The following is a 16787-nucleotide window of genomic DNA, read 5'->3' as shown; positions in this document are numbered from 1 at the left end:
TCAGGCGTCCTGCACCTTGTCCTCGCCGCGGCGGAACAGGAAGTTGAAGCCGGGCATCCCGGTGACTGCCTGGCGCACGTCCTTGGCGACATCGAGCAGTTCGTGCAGTTCCGGTCCGACGGTCTCGAGGGTGGCGAGGACAGGCATCAGTCCGACCATCCGCTCGGACAGTTCCGGGAACTGGTCGAGCATCAGGATCGCCGCGTGTACTTCCTCTGGCGACAGTTCGTCGATGAACTGCGACGCCAGCGGTGCTGCCTGCTTGGCGAGCGGTGCGTACGTATCGAGGAGTTCACCTGCGACGGCAGTGCTGGTACCCGCCGACTCGATGACCTGCTTCGCGTGAGCAGCGGTACCCGCGGCTTCTTCGACGACCTGCGTCGTCGACTCGATCACTGCGGCCGCACGAGAGACGGCTGCGGCAGCGTCGGTGACGACGCCGTCCACTCGTGCCACAAGTGTTTCTGCGGTGTCGAGGAGGGCTTCGACCCGTCCGGGAACCGACACGGCGAACAGGACGGTGTCGACGGTGCGGTCGACGAGAGCGCGGGCCACACCCGTGACCGGTCCGACGAGGGGCAATGCGGGCAGCGGGATCATCCGCTCATAGTGCAGGAACGAGCCACCTCACGTTTTCACCGCCCCGTGCGTCTACCTCATGTAGACCTTGCACCGGATGGAAGGATCGAAGCCGTGACCGCATCGCGCACCCACATCGTGATCGGCTCGCCGATCGGCGAGCTGACCCTCGTGAACACCGACGACGTGCTGTCGGGCCTGTACATGGCCGATCACCACCCCGCACCTGATCGCGACAGTTTCGGGCCGCAGACGGCGGAGGGGTTCGAGGAGGCAATCGACCAACTCCGCGAGTACTTCGACGGCGCACGGACGACGTTCACGGTCCCGCTTGCCCCGGTCGGCACCGAATTCCAGCACACGGTGTGGTCCGCCCTTCGGGCCATCGAATTCGGAACCACGTCGACTTACGGGGAGGTGGCAGCCGCGATCGGCCGACCCACCGCGGTCCGGGCAGTCGCCGCCGCCAACGCCCGGAATCCTCTGAGCATCGTTGTTCCGTGCCATCGCGTCATCGGGAGCAGCGGCAGGCTCACCGGGTACGCCGGGGGAGTCGAGCGCAAACAGTTTCTTCTCGAGCAGGAGGCGCGGATCGCCCATGCCCCCACGCCGGCCTGATGCGCACCTGCCACCGTTCGAGCGGGTCGTCGCCGACCACGGCCCGACGGTGCTCCGGGTATGCCGCGCCATGCTCAGCGCTGCCGACGCCGACGACGCGTGGTCGGAGACGTTCCTCGCTGCTCTGCGGGCCTATCCGGAGCTGAAGCCGGGTGCCAACATCGAGGCGTGGCTCGTGACCATTGCGCATCGCAAGGCCATCGACGTCCACCGCGTGCACGAGCGAACACCGGTGCCCACTGAGGCGCTGCCCGAGCGCGCATCGACCACCGACCTCCCCGGCACCGGCGACGACGAACTGTGGAGTGAGGTCGCGGCACTGCCGTTCACCCAGCGGGCCGCGCTCGTCTACCACTACCTCGGCGGATTGCCGTACGCGGAGATCGGTGAACTCCTCGGCAACACCGCAGAAGCCGCGCGCCGCGCCGCCTCCGACGGGCGTGCAGCGTTGCGTCGTCGCTACAGCACAGAGACAGGGAGCGTGAAATGACCTTTCCGATGCCACCGGTCTCGACACCCGACCTCGCATGGCTACATCAGCGGCTCACGATCGATGCCGAAGCTGCCGGCCTCCTCGATGTCGCGTACCGAATCCTCGACACCCCCGTCGGACCGCTGCTGCTCGCGGCAACCGAGGCGGGACTCGTGAGGGTGGCGTATGTCGTCGACAGCCTGGACGACGTGCTCGACGAACTCGCCGCGCGGATCAGCCCTCGGATCCTCGAAGCCCCGGCACGGCTCGACGCCGCGGCAGCTCAGCTCGACGAGTACTTCGAGGGCGCTCGATCGTCGTTCGATCTGCCTCTCGATCTCAGGCTCGCGACCGGGTTCCGTCGCGACGTGATCACGCACCTACCCGACATTGCTTACGGGCACACGGCCAGTTACGCGGAGGTCGCGGCGGCGGCAGGTAGCCCCAGGGCTGTGCGCGCAGTGGGTACCGCATGCGCGAAGAACCCTCTACCCGTGATTGTTCCTTGCCACCGGGTAGTGCGCAGCGACGGTGGGATCGGGCAGTACGTGGGCGGTGTCGAGGCGAAACGGATCCTGCTGAGTCTCGAGACCGCAGCATGACCACCCTGCGATTGCCGTTGACACCGCCGTTCGCTGCGCAGGCGATGCTCGACGCTCTGCGGAGTCACACCGTCGCAGGACACGAACGGCACAACGCTCAGACCGGCACCCACAGCCGTGCGGTCCGGGGTCGTGGAGGTCCCGCGGTCGTGTCGGTGATGTTCGAGAACGATCCGGAACCCGCGCACATCACTGCGCGGATCGATGCCACCGATGATCGAGATGTTCCCGCACTCGAACGGTCTATCACCGCCTGGCTCGACCTCGACGCGGAACCGGCCGCGATCGACGCGGTGCTGGGCACAGACCCGTTGCTCGCGCCGTTCGTGTCGGCGAGGCCCGGTCTGCGTGTGCTCGGTGCCACCGACTGGTTCGCCACCGCCGTGCAGACAGTGCTCGGACAACAGGTGAGCCTCGCGGCGGCCTCGACGTTCGCATCGAGACTCGTTGCAGCATATGGTGAACCCGCGCCAGATGGGTTGCGGTGTTTCCCCACGCCGCAGCGTCTCGCGGCTGCGGATCCGGACGAACTGAAGGCGACGGTGCGGGTCACGGGTGCGCGCTCCCGCACGGTGCACGCACTCGCGACCGCCGCGGCCGACGGGCTCGACGCGACGCGGACCGCCGACTTCCGAACAGAACTGCTGGCCCTGTCGGGAATCGGACCGTGGACCGTCGACTACCTGTCGTTGCGTGCACTCGGCGATCGCGACGCGTATCCCTCCGGCGACCTGGTGCTGCGCCGAGCGTTGGGCGGCGTCACCGCCGGTGAGGCGACCGCGCGCGCCGAAGCCTGGCGGCCGTGGCGCGCCTACGCCGTGTCGCACCTGTGGACGCACGCGGCCTATACGCCGTCCCGCACATCCTCGTCGTCCGACTCGTCGTCGGCGTAACAGGCGCGGACCGACGTCGACATGGGAAACCGGACGTCGGTCGCGCCGAACATCAACCGAGTTGCCGCCTCGACCGACGCCTCGATGTGCGTGGCCGCGGCATCGGCATTACGGGTGTGCACCACGACCTCATCGTGCTGGAAGAACACCAGTTCGCCGTCGCGGCCATTCGGTGCCGCCGCGAGCCTGCGTCGCAGTTCGGCCAGCACACACAGCGCCCACTCCGCGGCCGTGGCCTGGACGACGAAATTGCGGGTAAAACGTCCGCGTGCACGCACGTCGCCGTGCGAAAGGAATCCGGGTTCGGCCGGTGGGCAGGCTCGCCCGAGCCACGAGTGCACGACCTCCCCGCGCTCCCCGGCGCGGGCTGCGCGTTCGACGAATTCGACCGCGTCGGGAAAGCTCCTCCGCAGCACCGTCAGCAGGGCACGGGAATCACCGGACGTCGCGCCGTACAGCACACCGAGCACCGCGACCTTCGCTTTCGCGCGATCTCCGCCGAACGCTGTTGCCGCGACCGGTGCGTACAGGTCGTCGCTGCCCGCGGCCGCGACCATGCGGGGATCTCCCGACATGGCGGCGAGGATGCGAGGTTCGAGCTGCCCGGCGTCGGCGATGACGAAGGTGTGCCCGGGATCGGCGAGCACGCTCGATCGCAATGCCTTGGGGATCTGCAGGGCACCACCACCACGGCTTGCCCACCGCCCGGAGACCACTGCGCCCGGCACGTACACGGGGCGGAAGCGGTCGTCGTGAACCCAGGTGTCGAGCCAACTCCACCCGTTGGTGCTGTACAGCTTCGACAGGTCGCGGTGCTGCAACAGCAACGGCACCGCGGGATGGTCGAGTTCGCGCAGTACATGTTTACGCGTCGACGTCAGTTCGATGCCTTCGCGACGAAACGCGTCGAGAACTTCGACGTGCGAGGCCGGGTTCACCGGTCGACCGAAAACGGCCTGAATCTCCGCGATCACCTCGGTGATCCGCGGCGGCTGCTCGTACCCGAGAGGGCGTCGGCCGAGGGTGCGCTCGAGCAGGGCGCGGTGTGCGGCGGCGGAGAACGGTAATCCGTCGAAACCCATTTCGGCGGCGGCGAGTGTCCCCGCGGATTCGGCTGCCACGAGCAGATCGAGACGACGATCGGCGGCCATACGCCGCCGCTGCTCGGCGAAGCGTTCGACCACGGTGCCGATGTCGACGGCAGGCGCCGCGTCGAAGAGTCCCGGTCGCTCGTCCGCGGGCTCTTCGATGGGGTCCGGGGGGATCCCGTCCCGCGTGTTCAGAATTGCGGCGGTGGTCGCGAGGTCGTGGCACCGCCCTACCCGCGCGCCGGCGCGCAGCAGGTCGGGGTACACGGTTGCGGTGGAGGTCCACACCCAGCGTGGGCTGCGGGACGATTCGAGTTCCGCGACGGTCGCGGCGAGATCGCGGCACTCCCGGATGTCGCCCACCGGGGCTTCCACATCGTCGAGCAGAGCAATCGCGCCCCCGCGCACGCCCCCGCTCTCGGAAGGGTGGGGAACGACGACGACACGCATCGGTTCAGGGTACGGAGCAGTGGGGGACCCCGGTCCTTCAGGCTCGGAAGGACCGCACTTCCCGTCAGTGCTCGTGGTTTCGGTCGGTCCGAGCAGGCCGATCGACAGTGACCAGAGATCGGCTACGCTGACCACCGCCGTATAGCAATCGGTATCCATATCGCGAGGAGAAGCCACTTTGTGCGATCGAAACGATATGGGTGATCGATCGGTCCCTCAGGTTCGTTCGTCCAGTGACAGAAGCCGAGCGGAGTCTGCGACGAACACGGCACCGGCCCGGACGCGCTCGGCCGGTGCCCGTTTCTTCGAACTTCCCTTGGTGTGGGTTTCGGTCGGAATCGTCGGCATCGTCGTGGTATCGGCGCTGACTGCACAGGGCATGGTGCTGCCGATCGCGGGCGCGATGGTCGCGGTGGCGGTCTACTGGGCGGTCATGCGGTATGTCGCCCACAGAGCAGCTCCGGAGATCGGGCGTGCACGGGCCGGGAGACTCGCTCTGCTGGGTGGTGTCATCGGTTTCGGGTTCGTTGCCGTGTCGATGCTCGCCGTGGTCACCGAATTCTCCTTCACCGCCAATTCCGGAGACACCTTCCACATCATTGCCGGCATTGCCGCAGTTTCGATCGGTGCTGCCGTCACCGAGGAACTGATCTTTCGTGGACTCTTGTTGCAGGCGCTGGAACGACTCTGCGGCAGCTGGGTTGCCCTGGCGATCACCGCGTTGCTCTTCGGAGGCCTGCATCTGGCCAACCCCGGCGCCACGCTGTGGAGTTCGTTCGCGATCGCTGTGGAGGCGGGAGTTCTGCTCGGCGCCGCGTTCCTGTGGAAGCGCAATATCTGGCTGGTCGTCGGCCTGCACTTCACGTGGAACACCACTATCGGCCTGATCGGCACCCCTGTCTCCGGCCACCCCTCGTCCGGCCTGCTGATCACCACCCCGACGGGGCCGACCCTGCTCACCGGCGGCGACTTCGGCCTGGAAGCGTCGGTCGTCCCGGTCGTGGTCAGCGTGCTCTTGGCCATCCCCATGCTCGTTGCCGCCCACCGCCGCGGCAACATTGTGCCTTTTCGTCGCAACCAGCGCGTGGGGTAGCGACCGTTCAGGGCCGAGTAGCCGACTCTCTGCTCTCGGAGACCGCCGGCAATTCGGTGGAGCGGTGGAATCCACGACGGTCGTACAGCCACGTCACGATGGCACCGAGCAGAACGCCGACGGCGAGACCCACGAAGGTCATCGCGACACCGTGCGTCAGTCCTGCGGCGCCGTGTCCGTCGAAGTAGAGGATCGCGCGGGTTGCGATGTAGATCTGATGCATCGGCTCGAATGTCGACAGCCACTCGAACATCTTGGGCATTGCCTCGATCGGCACCGTGCCGCCCGACGACGGCAGCCCGAGCACGATGAAGATGAACAGGTTCACGAGCAGGCCTGCGGATCCGAACACGGACATCATCGACACCGAGGTGACGCCCACGGCGGTGATCGCGAGTGCTCCGTATTCCCACATCAGCAGGGCGCGCGGTACGGGCATGCCGAGGGCTGTCCCGATCCACAGGTACAGCGCCGACACGATCAGCGACAGCACGATGATGATTCCCCACTTGATGAACAGCACCGTCAACCGGGACATACGGGTGGTCTCCCTGTTGATGTAGAGGGGACCGTATTCGGTGGGGATGAAGCCGAGAGCAGTGTCGACGAGGGTATTGACGATCGTGGCGCCGGTGAATCCCGCGAGGATCAGCAGCAGCGTGAAATAGAAGGCAGACAGGCCGGCGCCGGTGCCGTCGGGGAGTGGCTTGTGTTCGACGTTCAGGACGTTGATCGGTTCCTCGAGAGTGAGCAGACTCCCGCCGGGCAACTGCAGATCCGGTGCGGTTTCGGCGAGGGTGTTCGTGACCTGGGCGGTGAGCTGTTCTCCCACCGTGTTGTTGACCTCGGTCATGGCGGTGTCGCCGATGACGTCGACGATGCCGGTCGAGAACGTGCCGGTGCGGGGGTTGGAATAGACCGTGATGATCGGTTTCTCGATGTCGCCGGGCACGACGCTGCCCTGCGCGAGAATCGAGGTGCGTTTGGTGAAATCGCTGGGAATCACGATTGCGCCGTACAACGACCCGTTGTCGAGTCCCGAATTGGCCGCCGAGATGCCCATCTCCTGCATGTCGATCTGTGCAGGGTCGATGCCGTCCAGGATCGCGGCGGTGATCTCGGTCCCGAGGTTCCGTGGTTCGTCATCACCCGGCATCACGTCCCCGATGTCCTGGTTGACGATCGCCATCGGGAAGTCGCGCAGGTTCTCGGTCGGATTGACCATGCTGGCCAGATAGAAGTACGCGAGCGCAGACATCACCGCGGCCACAACGACGAGCGGTGCGAGCCAGAATCGAGGGCCGCGCAATGTGCCGCGGTGGGGATCGGGCGCGATATCGGTTGAACTCACCCATTGATTGTGCACATGCGTGTGCGGATTCGTACCCGGCCGACGCAGGTAAGTGCTCGAGCGCACGACGACGGGACGGCTGGGGCAGAGCTCACGTGGGCCGGTAGGGTCGACCCAACGGAAAAATTGCCGACCCGGGGTACTCGATGACCGAAGTCCTGCTTGTCCTGCTGATCGTGGCTGTCGTCGTAGCGGTTGTCGTGCTGGTGGTCCGCACCCGCAAACCCGCTGCCCCGTCTGTCCGGGTCGATCCGCTCGCCGACTATCCGGAAGTGTGGGATCCCTACAAGATCGGTGTCGGCGACATCATCACGTACGCGGGTATCGACCACGTGGTGCGCGGCACGCTGACCCTCGACGAAGAAGGTTATCGCTGGTACGAGCATCTGCTCGACGGGTCGACCGGCCGACGTTGGCTCACCGTCGAGAACGACGAGGGTGAACTCGAGATGGTCCTGTGGATGCGACGCGAGGGTACCGCCCTCGAACCCGGCGGCGATGTCGTCCTCGACGATCGTGTGCACCGCCAACTCGAAGCAGGAACCGCCCGATTCACCGCAGAAGGGACAACCGGCACGGCCCCGAACGGAACCATGGATTACGCCGATTACGCGACGGCGGACCGCACCGGTCTGCTTGCGTTCGAGCGGTGGTCGCGAGGTGGATCGTGGGAGGTGTCTACGGGACGTGCGGTGACGCGCAGCGAACTGACCGTCATCCATGCGGGACCTCCGCAATGAGTGTGCACGTACTCGACATCGCCCCGCGTGATGTCTCTGCTGCGGCATTGGGGTTGGTGCTCGACGCCCCCGCGCCCGCACCGCTCGTGTCCGTGCAACTGACCGATTCCGTCGCGGGCACCCTCACCCTCGGTGTGCTCGGAGCCTCGCACGTGGTCACCGCCGAATCGGGCGAACACACGCTCACCGAACAAGTTTCATGCGACGCCGTCGACGCGGGCGGTCGTCTGCTGCCCGACAGCGAAGACCACGACGGCTATCGCTTCCGGAGCCGAGCCACCACGGTGCAGCGCGACGAACTGGCACAGAAAGCCGCGGGACTCCGCGACACGGCGTCGTCCGAGCACGGTTGGCTGTGTGCGGGATTCCCGGGCGACGGCGACGCACTCACCGTCCTCAGTGGAGCAGTAGATTCCGGCGAATGGCATTGGCGTACTTGGCATCTCTATCCGTGCGGCGATGTGGGTGTGATCGTGGAGACGGAAAGCCGGTGGCGGCCGTGAGGCGAATCGTTGCAGGCTTCATGCTCGGGGTCGCGCTACTGATCATCGCAGCGTGTGGGAGTCAGGCACGCGACCACATCGCCGACACCTACGAACACCGCGGCACGTCGGGCGATATCGACACCTACTACTCGCCTGATCCGGTGGGAACCACGGTCTCCCGGATCGTCGCGGCGGACCAACCCGCGGCGCGACAGGCGGACGGCGGAAGAGAATATCTCCGGTACGACGACGACATCGTCACGGTCGGGGCTGCGCCGGAGGGCGGCAGCACCATTACCGTCGAAGATCTAGACGGCCGCTACAGCAGCGGCGGGTTCGTGTTCCTCGGGCCGGGCTTCACACCGGGTTCGCCGGCCGCCGGAAACACCTCCGGTGGCTCGGGGAGCGCGAAATGACGAACGAACTCACCAGATCGGAACCCTGAGACTATGACCGTCACCTTGCTGGCAGCCGACCTCGAGATCGGCACCGTCGACCCGTCCCTGCTCCTGCAGGGGGTGGTGGCGACGCTGATCTACTTCGTCATCGGCGTCGGCGTACTGGCCCTCGGGTTCACGGTGCTCGATGGTCTGACTCCCGGGAACCTGCGCCATCAGGTGTATGTGGACCACAATCCCAACGCCGCGTTGTTGCTCGGCGCGAATCACCTCGCGCTGGCCATCATCGTGGTGACCGCGATCGCCACCAGTGCCGACGGATTCGCGCAGGGGATAACCGACTCGCTCGTCTACGGCCTGATCGGCGTGCTGCTGCAGGCAGCGGCGTTGCTCATCATGAACCGCGTGTTGCCGGGACAGATCACGGAACTCGTCTCCGAGCCTCGCATGAACGGTGCCGCATGGGCTGTGGCGGTCACGTTGCTGTCGGTGGGGCTGGTCAACGCCGTCGCCCTGTCGTGACGGCTCTGATGCTGTGACTACGGTGACGACTCCGGACCTCGACTCGAGCGGCCCGGCTCTGGGACGTCGGACACGCGTGCTGTTGCTCGCGGCGGTGGCGGCGTGTGCCGCGTGCGGACTGGTGTACGAGCTTGCGCTGCTGACTCTGTCGGTGAGTTTGACCGGTGGTGGAATCACCGAGACCTCCCTGATCGTGGCGGGTTTCGTCGCCGCGCTCGGAGTGGGTGCGCTCGCCGCGAAGCCGTTGCTGCCCCATGCCGCGGCGGCATTCATCGGCGTCGAGGTTGCCCTCGGCCTGATCGGCGGGCTGAGCGCGACGGTGCTGTATGTGGCGTTCACGTTCGTCGGGTCGTCGACGTGGGTGCTCGTCGTCGCGACCGCCGCCATCGGGATGCTCGTGGGTGCCGAAGTGCCCCTGCTCATGACCTTGCTGCAGACCGGTCGCACCGCCGACGCCCGCGACACCGGCAAGGTGCTCGCCAATCTCAACGCGGCCGACTACGCGGGCGCATTGATCGGCGGTCTGGCGTGGCCGCTGCTGTTGCTGCCGGCAGCCGGGATGATCCGCGGCGCAGCACTGACCGGGATGGTGAACCTGGCTGCGGCGGCGATCGCAGCGTTGTTTCTGCTGCGGGGGCACCTGCGGCCGGCGACCCGGGCGTTGTCGCTGGTGGTGTTGCTGCTCGCCGCGACGGTACTGGCGATCCTGCTGATGCGTTCGTCCGATATCGAGACCACCTCGAGGCAGCGGCTTTACCCGGATCCCGTGGTGTATGCGGAGCGATCTCAGTATCAGGAGATCGTGCTCACCGAGCGCGGCGACGATATGCGCCTGTACCTCGACGGTGACCTGCAGTTCTCGAGCCGCGACGAGCACCGCTACACCGAATCGCTGGTATATCCGGCGCTCGCCCGCGACCCCGCCCGAGTCCTCGTTCTCGGGGGCGGCGACGGTCTCGCCGCGAGCGAGATCCTGCGCCATCCGCACGTGCAGGAGGTCGTGCAGGTGGAACTGGACCCGACGGTCCTCGACCTTGCGAACACCCGGCTGGTCGCGCTCAACGGTGGGGCGCTGCAGGACGACCGTGTGCAGGTGGTCGTCGCCGACGCATTCCGATGGTTGCGCGAGTACACCGGCCCCGGCTTCGACGCGATCGTCGTCGACATGCCCGACCCGGATACTCCCGCGCTGGGAAGGCTGTATTCGACGGAGTTCTACGGACTTACCGCAGCGGTGTTGAATCCCGACGGCCTGATGACGGTGCAGTCGGGCAGTCCGTTCTCGACCCCGGATGCGTACTGGCGGACGGTGTCGACGGTAGGGTCGGCGGGGCTGAGCACGACTCCGTATCACGTACATGTCCCGAGTTTCGGCGACTGGGGATTCACCCTCGCGCAGGCCGGCGCACCACCGACACCGGCTCTGTCGGTGAATGCCGCGCCGCGGAAGTTCCTCGACCCTGCGACCCTCGCTGCGGCATCGTCGTTTCCACTCGATCGGCAGCCTCGTGAGATGGAGCCGTCGACGTTGGATCGGCCGCGGATCGTCGACGACCTCCGCCGCGGATACCAGTTCTGACAGCGATGTCTTTCCCGTTCGGTGCCTGTGTCTGTTGCGATAGTGTGTGACACACACTATCGTGTGACGTGTGATCGACCCCGAGATCTCCACCGGCCACAGCCAAGAAGTGCGACGAGGTTCCGTCGTCGTCGCAAGTCTCCTGATGCTGCGCACGCCCGGGTACGGTTACGGCTTGCTCGAAGCGCTGGCCAATGCGGGTATCGCCGTCGACGCCAACACTCTCTATCCGCTGTTGCGCCGCCTCGAAAAGCAAGGGCTGCTCACAAGTGAGTGGAACACCGACGAGGCGCGCCCACGCAAGTTCTACCGGACCTCCACAGCGGGAGGCGAGTTGGCCGCGCTACTGCTCGATGAATGGACCGCACTCGGACGCAGCCTGCAGGCTATCGATTCTCTCACCGAAGGAGATGCGCGATGACGCTCACCGACCGTTACATCGCCACGACGTTGCGCAGAATTCCGACAGACAAACGCGACGACATCGACCGTGAACTGCGCGGCTCGATCGCAGACGCGGTTGATGCTCGCATCGACTCCGGTATCGATCCGGTCGCTGCCGAAACGGAGGTGCTCACCGAACTCGGAGACCCCGACCGTCTCGCAGCGGAATACGCAGGACGACCGCTGTACCTCATCGGACCCGAGCTCTACCTGGGCTGGCGCCGACTCCTCGCCGTCCTACTGTGGATCGCGCCGATTCCCGGCGTGGTCGTGCTTGCACTCGACGTCATCGAGGGTGGCGCGGTCGGTAGTGCGATCGCCTCCGGCATCTGGGTGACCGCGATCGTGGCAGTCCAGATCGTGTTCTGGACGACCCTGGTCTTCGCCGTCCTGGAACGGAACGGTCATCGTCAGCGCGACCTCGCCGGGGAATGGACCGTTGAGAGGCTGCCCGACACCGTGGGGGATCGTCAGATCCGGCTCAGCGATACCGTGTGGGCCGTCGCGTTCCAGATCTTCGTGATCGCGGCGGTGATCCTGCAACGCGATTTCACCGCATACCAGGACGCCGATGGTTCAACGATCCCGATTCTCGACCCGGAGCTGTGGTCGTTCTGGATTCCGGTACTCCTTGCTCTCACGGCACTCGGTGCGGTCCTCGAGATCGTCAAATATGCGGTCGGGCACTGGACGGTGTCGCTCGCTGCGGCCGTGACCGTCGTGAGCGTGTTGTTCACTGTTCCCCTGGTCTGGCTCGGCTCGACAGACCGACTGTTCGAGCCCGCATACTTCGAGGCGGCGTTCGGTGCGACCACCGAACCGATGCGCGTGGCCAACGTGGTCGTCATCGTCGTTGCCCTCGGAGTCGCAGCATGGGAGATCGGTGAAGGCTGGTGGAAGTTGTTGCGGACCCGGTAGTCCCGCTGCCGGCCGGCCGGGCTGCGATCCAGATCGAGCAGCGGGGTGAGTCCGCCCGCCGACGCGATGACGCCGTCCAGTAGCGGCGAAGGGTCCGGTCAGTGCAGGATGTCTCCGAGAGATTTCGCCGCCGCGGCTACCGCTGCGCCGACCCGCTTCTCGTCGGCCGCGGTGAACACCGAGACGCCGACCGCGGCCTGCGTCCCTCCGGGGCGACCCCGGACGCCGGCGGAGATACCGATGGTGGTGGAGACGACCTCGCCCGCCGAGACCGCATAACCGAGTCGGCGTGCCTGCTCGACCTCGGGGCGTTCGTCGGGTGCAGGCGGGAGTGATGCCAGGATTGCCAGGCCTGCGGACCCGCGATTGACCGGATGGACCTGTCCGGGCCGAAAAGCGATGTGCACCTGTGCTCGTCGTGGTTCGACCACCATCATGGCGCGGACCGTCGTGTCCGATTCGCGGACGACGAGGTGGGCAGTTGCCTCCACCGTGTCGGCGAGTTCCTCGAGGATCGGCCGCGCGAGTGTGCGCAGATCCTGCTCGACCGATTCGGAGAGCGTGACCAGTCCGGCTCCCAGCGAGACCCGCTTGTACTCGTCGCGGCGGCACAGCCGATGAGCCTCGAGGGTTCGGATCAACCGATGGGCGACTGTCCGGTGGACCCCGATTCCCTCCGCGATGTCGCTGACCGACAGCCCGTTCGGGTGTGCTGCCAGCAGTTCGAGGATCTCGAGCCCGTTGTGCAAGGTCTTCGACATGCCTGAATCGGGTGCGACTCGTGGCACGTCCAGCCCCTGTATAGGCGCAGCCTCATCCTGCGTTTGGGTCATCTTTCCCGGTACCTCCTTGACGTCTGTGAACTGTAACACCTAGCATCATCATTAATCGCACACTGCGTGCGATTATCGCACACAACCACGGACGGTTTCATACGACATGGCACGTACGGACGACGATGTCGACGCAGCACTGCTTGCGCGGATCCACCAGCTCTACGGACGGCAGAGCCACCTCATCGACGGTGGCTTCGCGCGGGAATGGGCGCAGACGTTCACGCCCGACGGGGAGTTCTGCTCACCCAGCTACCCGGCGCCTGTCACCGGAACGGATGCGCTCGAGGCATTCGCCGGCCGCTTCTACGTCGGAGCGCGGGACGCCGGCGAGGTGCATCGTCATGTGATCACCAACGTGGCCGTCGACCGGGTCGACGACGACACCCTGCGTGTCCGGGCGTATCTGCAGATCGTGGCCACCGCCCGTGGTGGTGCTTCACGTCTGGTTCGTTTCACCACCATCGACGACCGCGTCGTCCGGCACGGCGACACGTGGCTCGTCGACCGCCGCACCGTCGCTCGCGACGACGCTTGAACGCTGCGTTGTTGTAAACCAATTTGTTTCGTACTTACGGAGGAATTTCCACGATGACCACTGATGCCCAGAACCCGGGTCGTACCGTCACCTCGCAGATCATCGCGCAGTACCCGGAAATGGCAGGCAAGGTCGCCGTCGTCACCGGAGCCGCACGCGGAATGGGGGCACAGTTCGCCCGTGGTCTCGCGTCGCGCGGCGTCAACGTCGTCGGTGGCGACATCAACGACGTCCAGATGAAGGAGACCGCCGAGCAGATCAACGCCGAGCTCGCAGCCGAGTCCCTCGCCGAGACTCCCGGCATCGTGGTCGGCGCGCGCATCGACGTCACCGATCCTGCCGAGCACGAGGCGCTCGCCCAGGTCGCGCTGCAGGAGTTCGGCTGGATCGACTTCTGGATCAACAACGCCGGCATCTTCCCGTTCGCGCTCGCCGACGAGATCTCGAAGGAGCAGATCGCAGCCACGCTCGACGTCAACGTCGAGGGCGTCCTCTTCGGTGCGCAGGCCGCAGCGCGGCACATGCAGCCGGGCAGCGCGATCGTCAACATGTCGTCGGTGTCGGCACTGCGCGTGCGCAAGGGGCGCGGTGCCTACTGCGCGTCGAAGGCTGCCGTCGCGCATCTCACCGAGTCTCTCGCAGTCGAATTCGGCGACAAGGGAATTCGTGTCAACTCGATCGCTCCCGGCTACATCGACACCGAAATGACCCGGTGGGTGCAGGAGGATCCGGCAGCGCTGAAGCACGCACTCGACGTCGTGCCGCTGCACCGCCTGGGCTCGCCGGAAGAGGTCTTCGGTCCGCTGCTGTTCCTCCTGTCCGACAGCGCTCGCTACGTCACGGGACACTCGATCGCGGTCGACGGTGGCTCACGCCATGTCTGATCCGGTCCTGGAAACCGTGACGTACCCGTCGGTCGTTCTCGTCACGGGCGCGGCTACGGGTATGGGCGCCAACCACTCGCGGGTGCTCGCGGCCCGCGGTGTTCATGTGTGCCTGGCCGACGTGACGGACGCCTCCGCGGTCGTCGGGGAGATCGAAGCTGCAGGCGGTTCGGCGTCGGCTCACATGCTCGACGTCGCCGACTCGGCATCGTGGACCCGGGTGGTGGACGAGATCCGTTCTCAGCAGGGGACACTCGACGGACTGGTCAACAATGCCGGGATCTCGCGGCGGCTCGAGTTCATGGACACCCCGGACGACGTCTGGGAAGCCACGATGCGTATCAACCTGTTCGGTCCCTTCTATGGCATGAAAGCCGTTGCGCCCCTGATGCGCGACAGCGGCGGCGGATCCATCGTCAACATCTCCTCGATCTCCGGGCAGATCGGCTATTTCTCACCGGCCTACTCGTCGAGCAAGTGGGGAGTGCGGGGGTTGTCGAAATCGGCCGCAGGCAATTTCGCGAAGTGGGGCATCCGGGTCAACTCGGTGCATCCCGGACTCGTCGGAACCTCGCTGCTGGGCGGGGCGAACGCTTTCGTCGGCGCCGCTCTCGACAGCGTTCCGTTCGGGCGGATGGCGACGGTCGACGAAATCACCGACGCCGTCATGTTCCTGCTGTCCGACCGGTCCACGTACATGACCGGCAGCGAGGTCACCGTCGACGGCGGGATGACCTCCAACGGCCTCTACCACCGCATCATCGCGGAGACGGGAGATCAACTGTCATGAGCGACGACATCATCGACGTCGTGGTGATCGGCGGCGGCGGCGCGGGCCTCGCTGCGGCGGTGTCCGCTGCTGAAGCCGGCTCGAGCGTTCTGCTGTTCGAATCCGAAACCGAACTCGGCGGGTCGACGCAATTGTCGGCCGGATTGTTCACCGCCGCGGGCACCAGCGTGCAGGCCGGACTCGGCATCGAGGACTCCGCCGACAAGTTCTTCCAGCACTACATGGACCTCAATCACTGGATCCTCAACCCGGGACTGATCCGGGCGTTCTGCGAGAACGCAGGCCCGACCCTCGAATGGCTCCTCGAACTGGGTGTGGAGATCCCGGCGCGTCAATCGTCGAACGCCCACATGCCCGGTTTGTGCCAGGCCGGGGTCGAGGACGTGTGGCGCGGCCATGTGCCGAAGGATCAGGGATACGGGCTCGTGCAGACGCTCGACCGTGCCCGCCGCGCCCACGGCGTCGAGGCGATCCTCGCCACCCGGGTGCAGCGTCTGCTCGTCGAGGACGGTCGGGTCGTCGGTGTTGTGGCGGACGATATCGAGGTCCGTGCACACACCGTTGTCGTGGCGTCCGGCGGATTCGCACAGAGCCCGGAACTGCTCGAGCAGTACTACCCGTACCCTCTCGCCGCGGGCGAGTCGCTGTTCGTCGTCGCCGCACCCGGTAGCCGCGGCGATCACCTCCGGTTCGGTGAGCAGATCGGTTCCGCGGTCGTCGGCAAGGACTGGGGGTTGACCATGCCCACCGCCTACTTCCAGCGCTATCACCATTGGCAGGCCGGGTTCCCGCCCACATCGCGGATCTACGTCAACAAGGCCGGTCGCCGGTTCATGGACGAGGACGCGTCGTATGCGGTATCGGGCGGTCTCATGGACGCGCAGGCCGGGCCCGTCTGGGCGATCTTCGACGAGAAGGCCCGCACGGAACTTCCCACCGGTTACGCCGACTGGGACGCCGACCGCGTCGCGGCGGAAGCCGACGAGGGGCGCACAGTGCGCGCCGGCACCCTCGAAGAACTCGCAGGACTGATCGACGTGCCCGTCTCTGCGCTGGTAGCCACCGTGACGCGGTGGAATTTGCAGCTCCCGAACGGTACCGACGACGATTTCCTGCGCCACCGAACCCTTGCGAACAAGGGCTCGACCTCCGATCCGGACCCCGTCGCACAGGGGCCGTTCTACGCGGTGCGTATGCTGCCCGCCGAACTGGTCTGTACGCACGCGGGGCTCGAGATCAATCAGAACGCCGAAGTTCTCGACACGATCGGGAACGTCGTCCCCGGCCTGTATGCGGCCGGAGAGGCGGGAGCCGGGATCCTCGGCCTCCGCTACGTGGGTGGCGGTAACGCCGTCGCCAACGCATTGACCATGGGGCGCATCGCCGGCCGCAACGCGGCACGGGCATCCACCGTCGGCTCCGGCCCGACCGTTGAGACCATCGGCTCCGCGCCGCCCGCAGAACTCGGGACAGCCGGCATCTGACGCCGGTCGACCCCTCGAACCAAAAA

Annotated in this window: 20 protein-coding genes; 16 read left to right on the top strand and 4 right to left on the bottom strand. The window is 66.3% G+C overall.

Annotated elements, in window-relative coordinates; all coding sequences use genetic code 11:
• A complete protein-coding gene (locus ACFWCF_RS23460; protein WP_378488613.1) occupies positions 1–600 on the bottom strand; it encodes a ribulose 1,5-bisphosphate carboxylase large subunit in 600 nt (199 codons plus the stop codon).
• Positions 601–693: 93 nt separating this feature from the next.
• Here ACFWCF_RS23460 and ACFWCF_RS23455 point away from each other — a divergent pair, with 93 nt between their 5' ends.
• The 4 genes from ACFWCF_RS23455 to ACFWCF_RS23440 are packed head-to-tail and all read left to right on the top strand — an operon-like array spanning position 694 to position 3164.
• On the top strand, positions 694–1197 hold the full coding sequence (locus ACFWCF_RS23455) for a methylated-DNA--[protein]-cysteine S-methyltransferase (RefSeq protein WP_378488612.1): 504 nt from the start codon (positions 694–696) through the stop codon (positions 1195–1197).
• On the top strand, positions 1178–1687 hold the full coding sequence (locus ACFWCF_RS23450) for an RNA polymerase sigma factor (RefSeq protein WP_378488611.1): 510 nt from the start codon (positions 1178–1180) through the stop codon (positions 1685–1687). Before ACFWCF_RS23455 ends, ACFWCF_RS23450 begins: the two co-directional genes overlap by 20 nt.
• A gap of 8 nt (positions 1688–1695) precedes the next feature.
• A complete protein-coding gene (locus tag ACFWCF_RS23445) occupies positions 1696–2271 on the top strand; it encodes a methylated-DNA--[protein]-cysteine S-methyltransferase (protein WP_378488695.1) in 576 nt (191 codons plus the stop codon).
• On the top strand, positions 2268–3164 hold the full coding sequence (locus ACFWCF_RS23440) for a DNA-3-methyladenine glycosylase family protein (protein ID WP_378566715.1): 897 nt from the start codon (positions 2268–2270) through the stop codon (positions 3162–3164). Before ACFWCF_RS23445 ends, ACFWCF_RS23440 begins: the two co-directional genes overlap by 4 nt.
• Here ACFWCF_RS23440 and ACFWCF_RS23435 read toward each other — a convergent pair.
• Positions 3116–4702, bottom strand: a complete 1587-nt coding sequence (locus tag ACFWCF_RS23435; RefSeq protein WP_378566712.1) for a bifunctional 3'-5' exonuclease/DNA polymerase — start codon at positions 4700–4702, stop codon at positions 3116–3118. The two genes, ACFWCF_RS23440 and ACFWCF_RS23435, sit on opposite strands and share 49 nt — an antisense overlap.
• 319 nt (positions 4703–5021) lie before the next feature.
• Between ACFWCF_RS23435 and ACFWCF_RS23430 the strand changes: the two genes are divergently transcribed.
• Positions 5022–5795, top strand: coding sequence for a CPBP family intramembrane glutamic endopeptidase (locus ACFWCF_RS23430; RefSeq protein ID WP_378566830.1), 774 nt, complete (start codon positions 5022–5024; stop codon positions 5793–5795).
• Between the two features lie 7 nt (positions 5796–5802).
• Here ACFWCF_RS23430 and ACFWCF_RS23425 read toward each other — a convergent pair whose 3' ends face one another.
• Positions 5803–7146 carry a YhgE/Pip domain-containing protein gene (locus tag ACFWCF_RS23425; RefSeq protein WP_378566710.1) on the bottom strand — a complete coding sequence of 448 codons (1344 nt, stop codon included), beginning with the start codon at positions 7144–7146 and terminating at the stop codon, positions 5803–5805.
• 125 nt (positions 7147–7271) lie between these two features.
• Between ACFWCF_RS23425 and ACFWCF_RS23420 the strand changes: the two genes are divergently transcribed.
• From ACFWCF_RS23420 to ACFWCF_RS23390, 7 genes are all read left to right on the top strand, one after another.
• Positions 7272–7886, top strand: coding sequence for a DUF4178 domain-containing protein (locus tag ACFWCF_RS23420; RefSeq protein ID WP_378488693.1), 615 nt, complete (start codon positions 7272–7274; stop codon positions 7884–7886).
• Entirely contained in the window at positions 7883–8389 is a 507-nt protein-coding gene (locus ACFWCF_RS23415) for a DUF2617 family protein (protein WP_378566707.1), read from the top strand. The genes ACFWCF_RS23420 and ACFWCF_RS23415 overlap by 4 nt, the downstream gene beginning before the upstream one ends.
• Positions 8377–8787: a DUF4247 domain-containing protein gene (locus ACFWCF_RS23410; protein ID WP_378566705.1), complete on the top strand. Its 411-nt coding sequence runs from the start codon at positions 8377–8379 to the stop codon at positions 8785–8787. Before ACFWCF_RS23415 ends, ACFWCF_RS23410 begins: the two co-directional genes overlap by 13 nt.
• A 33-nt stretch (positions 8788–8820) precedes the next feature.
• On the top strand, positions 8821–9291 hold the full coding sequence (locus ACFWCF_RS23405; protein WP_378488605.1) for a DUF350 domain-containing protein: 471 nt from the start codon (positions 8821–8823) through the stop codon (positions 9289–9291).
• A 13-nt stretch (positions 9292–9304) separates the two neighbouring features.
• Positions 9305–10870, top strand: a complete 1566-nt coding sequence (locus ACFWCF_RS23400) for a polyamine aminopropyltransferase (RefSeq protein WP_378566702.1) — start codon at positions 9305–9307, stop codon at positions 10868–10870.
• A 70-nt stretch (positions 10871–10940) separates the two neighbouring features.
• Positions 10941–11291, top strand: a complete 351-nt coding sequence (locus ACFWCF_RS23395) for a PadR family transcriptional regulator (protein ID WP_378566699.1) — start codon at positions 10941–10943, stop codon at positions 11289–11291.
• Positions 11288–12232 (top strand): permease prefix domain 1-containing protein, encoded by a 945-nt coding sequence (locus ACFWCF_RS23390; RefSeq protein ID WP_378488602.1) that lies wholly within the window; start codon positions 11288–11290, stop codon positions 12230–12232. Before ACFWCF_RS23395 ends, ACFWCF_RS23390 begins: the two co-directional genes overlap by 4 nt.
• Before the next feature lie 98 nt (positions 12233–12330).
• Here ACFWCF_RS23390 and ACFWCF_RS23385 read toward each other — a convergent pair whose 3' ends face one another.
• Entirely contained in the window at positions 12331–12993 is a 663-nt protein-coding gene (locus tag ACFWCF_RS23385; RefSeq protein ID WP_378566696.1) for an IclR family transcriptional regulator, read from the bottom strand.
• Positions 12994–13171: 178 nt separating this feature from the next.
• On the opposite strand from ACFWCF_RS23385, the gene ACFWCF_RS23380 reads away from it, so the two are divergent.
• Genes ACFWCF_RS23380 through ACFWCF_RS23365 form a run of 4 tightly spaced genes read left to right on the top strand, consistent with a single transcriptional unit; the run spans position 13172 to position 16761 of the window.
• A complete protein-coding gene (locus ACFWCF_RS23380; RefSeq protein ID WP_378566693.1) occupies positions 13172–13603 on the top strand; it encodes a nuclear transport factor 2 family protein in 432 nt (143 codons plus the stop codon).
• A 53-nt stretch (positions 13604–13656) separates the two neighbouring features.
• Positions 13657–14487 carry a glucose 1-dehydrogenase gene (locus tag ACFWCF_RS23375; protein WP_330133604.1) on the top strand — a complete coding sequence of 277 codons (831 nt, stop codon included), beginning with the start codon at positions 13657–13659 and terminating at the stop codon, positions 14485–14487.
• Positions 14480–15277, top strand: coding sequence for an SDR family NAD(P)-dependent oxidoreductase (locus ACFWCF_RS23370; RefSeq protein ID WP_378488599.1), 798 nt, complete (start codon positions 14480–14482; stop codon positions 15275–15277). Before ACFWCF_RS23375 ends, ACFWCF_RS23370 begins: the two co-directional genes overlap by 8 nt.
• The gene (locus ACFWCF_RS23365) at positions 15274–16761 is read left to right on the top strand and encodes an FAD-dependent oxidoreductase (protein ID WP_378566690.1); all 1488 of its coding nucleotides are present in this window, start codon (positions 15274–15276) and stop codon (positions 16759–16761) included. Before ACFWCF_RS23370 ends, ACFWCF_RS23365 begins: the two co-directional genes overlap by 4 nt.
• Positions 16762–16787 lie beyond the last annotated feature (26 nt).

The organism is Rhodococcus sp. NPDC060090, from assembly GCF_042729855.1.
Taxonomy (GTDB): domain Bacteria; phylum Actinomycetota; class Actinomycetes; order Mycobacteriales; family Mycobacteriaceae; genus Rhodococcus.
The sequence above is the reverse complement of the archived record's forward strand: the minus strand, read 5'-3'. Positions and strand labels throughout refer to the sequence as shown.

What these genes read in the sequence shown, in the direction of transcription:
- ACFWCF_RS23385 (WP_378566696.1), bottom strand. Translation starts at nt 12,993, where the DNA reads ATGTCGAAGACCTTGCACAACGGGCTCGAGATCCTCGAACTGCTGGCA.
- ACFWCF_RS23375 (WP_330133604.1), top strand. Translation starts at nt 13,657, where the DNA reads ATGACCACTGATGCCCAGAACCCGGGTCGTACCGTCACCTCGCAGATC.
- ACFWCF_RS23365 (WP_378566690.1), top strand. Translation starts at nt 15,274, where the DNA reads ATGAGCGACGACATCATCGACGTCGTGGTGATCGGCGGCGGCGGCGCG.
- ACFWCF_RS23445 (WP_378488695.1), top strand. Translation starts at nt 1,696, where the DNA reads ATGCCACCGGTCTCGACACCCGACCTCGCATGGCTACATCAGCGGCTC.
- ACFWCF_RS23440 (WP_378566715.1), top strand. Translation starts at nt 2,268, where the DNA reads ATGACCACCCTGCGATTGCCGTTGACACCGCCGTTCGCTGCGCAGGCG.
- ACFWCF_RS23370 (WP_378488599.1), top strand. Translation starts at nt 14,480, where the DNA reads ATGTCTGATCCGGTCCTGGAAACCGTGACGTACCCGTCGGTCGTTCTC.
- ACFWCF_RS23450 (WP_378488611.1), top strand. Translation starts at nt 1,178, where the DNA reads ATGCCCCCACGCCGGCCTGATGCGCACCTGCCACCGTTCGAGCGGGTC.
- ACFWCF_RS23380 (WP_378566693.1), top strand. Translation starts at nt 13,172, where the DNA reads ATGGCACGTACGGACGACGATGTCGACGCAGCACTGCTTGCGCGGATC.
- ACFWCF_RS23390 (WP_378488602.1), top strand. Translation starts at nt 11,288, where the DNA reads ATGACGCTCACCGACCGTTACATCGCCACGACGTTGCGCAGAATTCCG.
- ACFWCF_RS23435 (WP_378566712.1), bottom strand. Translation starts at nt 4,702, where the DNA reads ATGCGTGTCGTCGTCGTTCCCCACCCTTCCGAGAGCGGGGGCGTGCGC.
- ACFWCF_RS23405 (WP_378488605.1), top strand. Translation starts at nt 8,821, where the DNA reads ATGACCGTCACCTTGCTGGCAGCCGACCTCGAGATCGGCACCGTCGAC.
- ACFWCF_RS23415 (WP_378566707.1), top strand. Translation starts at nt 7,883, where the DNA reads ATGAGTGTGCACGTACTCGACATCGCCCCGCGTGATGTCTCTGCTGCG.
- ACFWCF_RS23460 (WP_378488613.1), bottom strand. Translation starts at nt 600, where the DNA reads ATGATCCCGCTGCCCGCATTGCCCCTCGTCGGACCGGTCACGGGTGTG.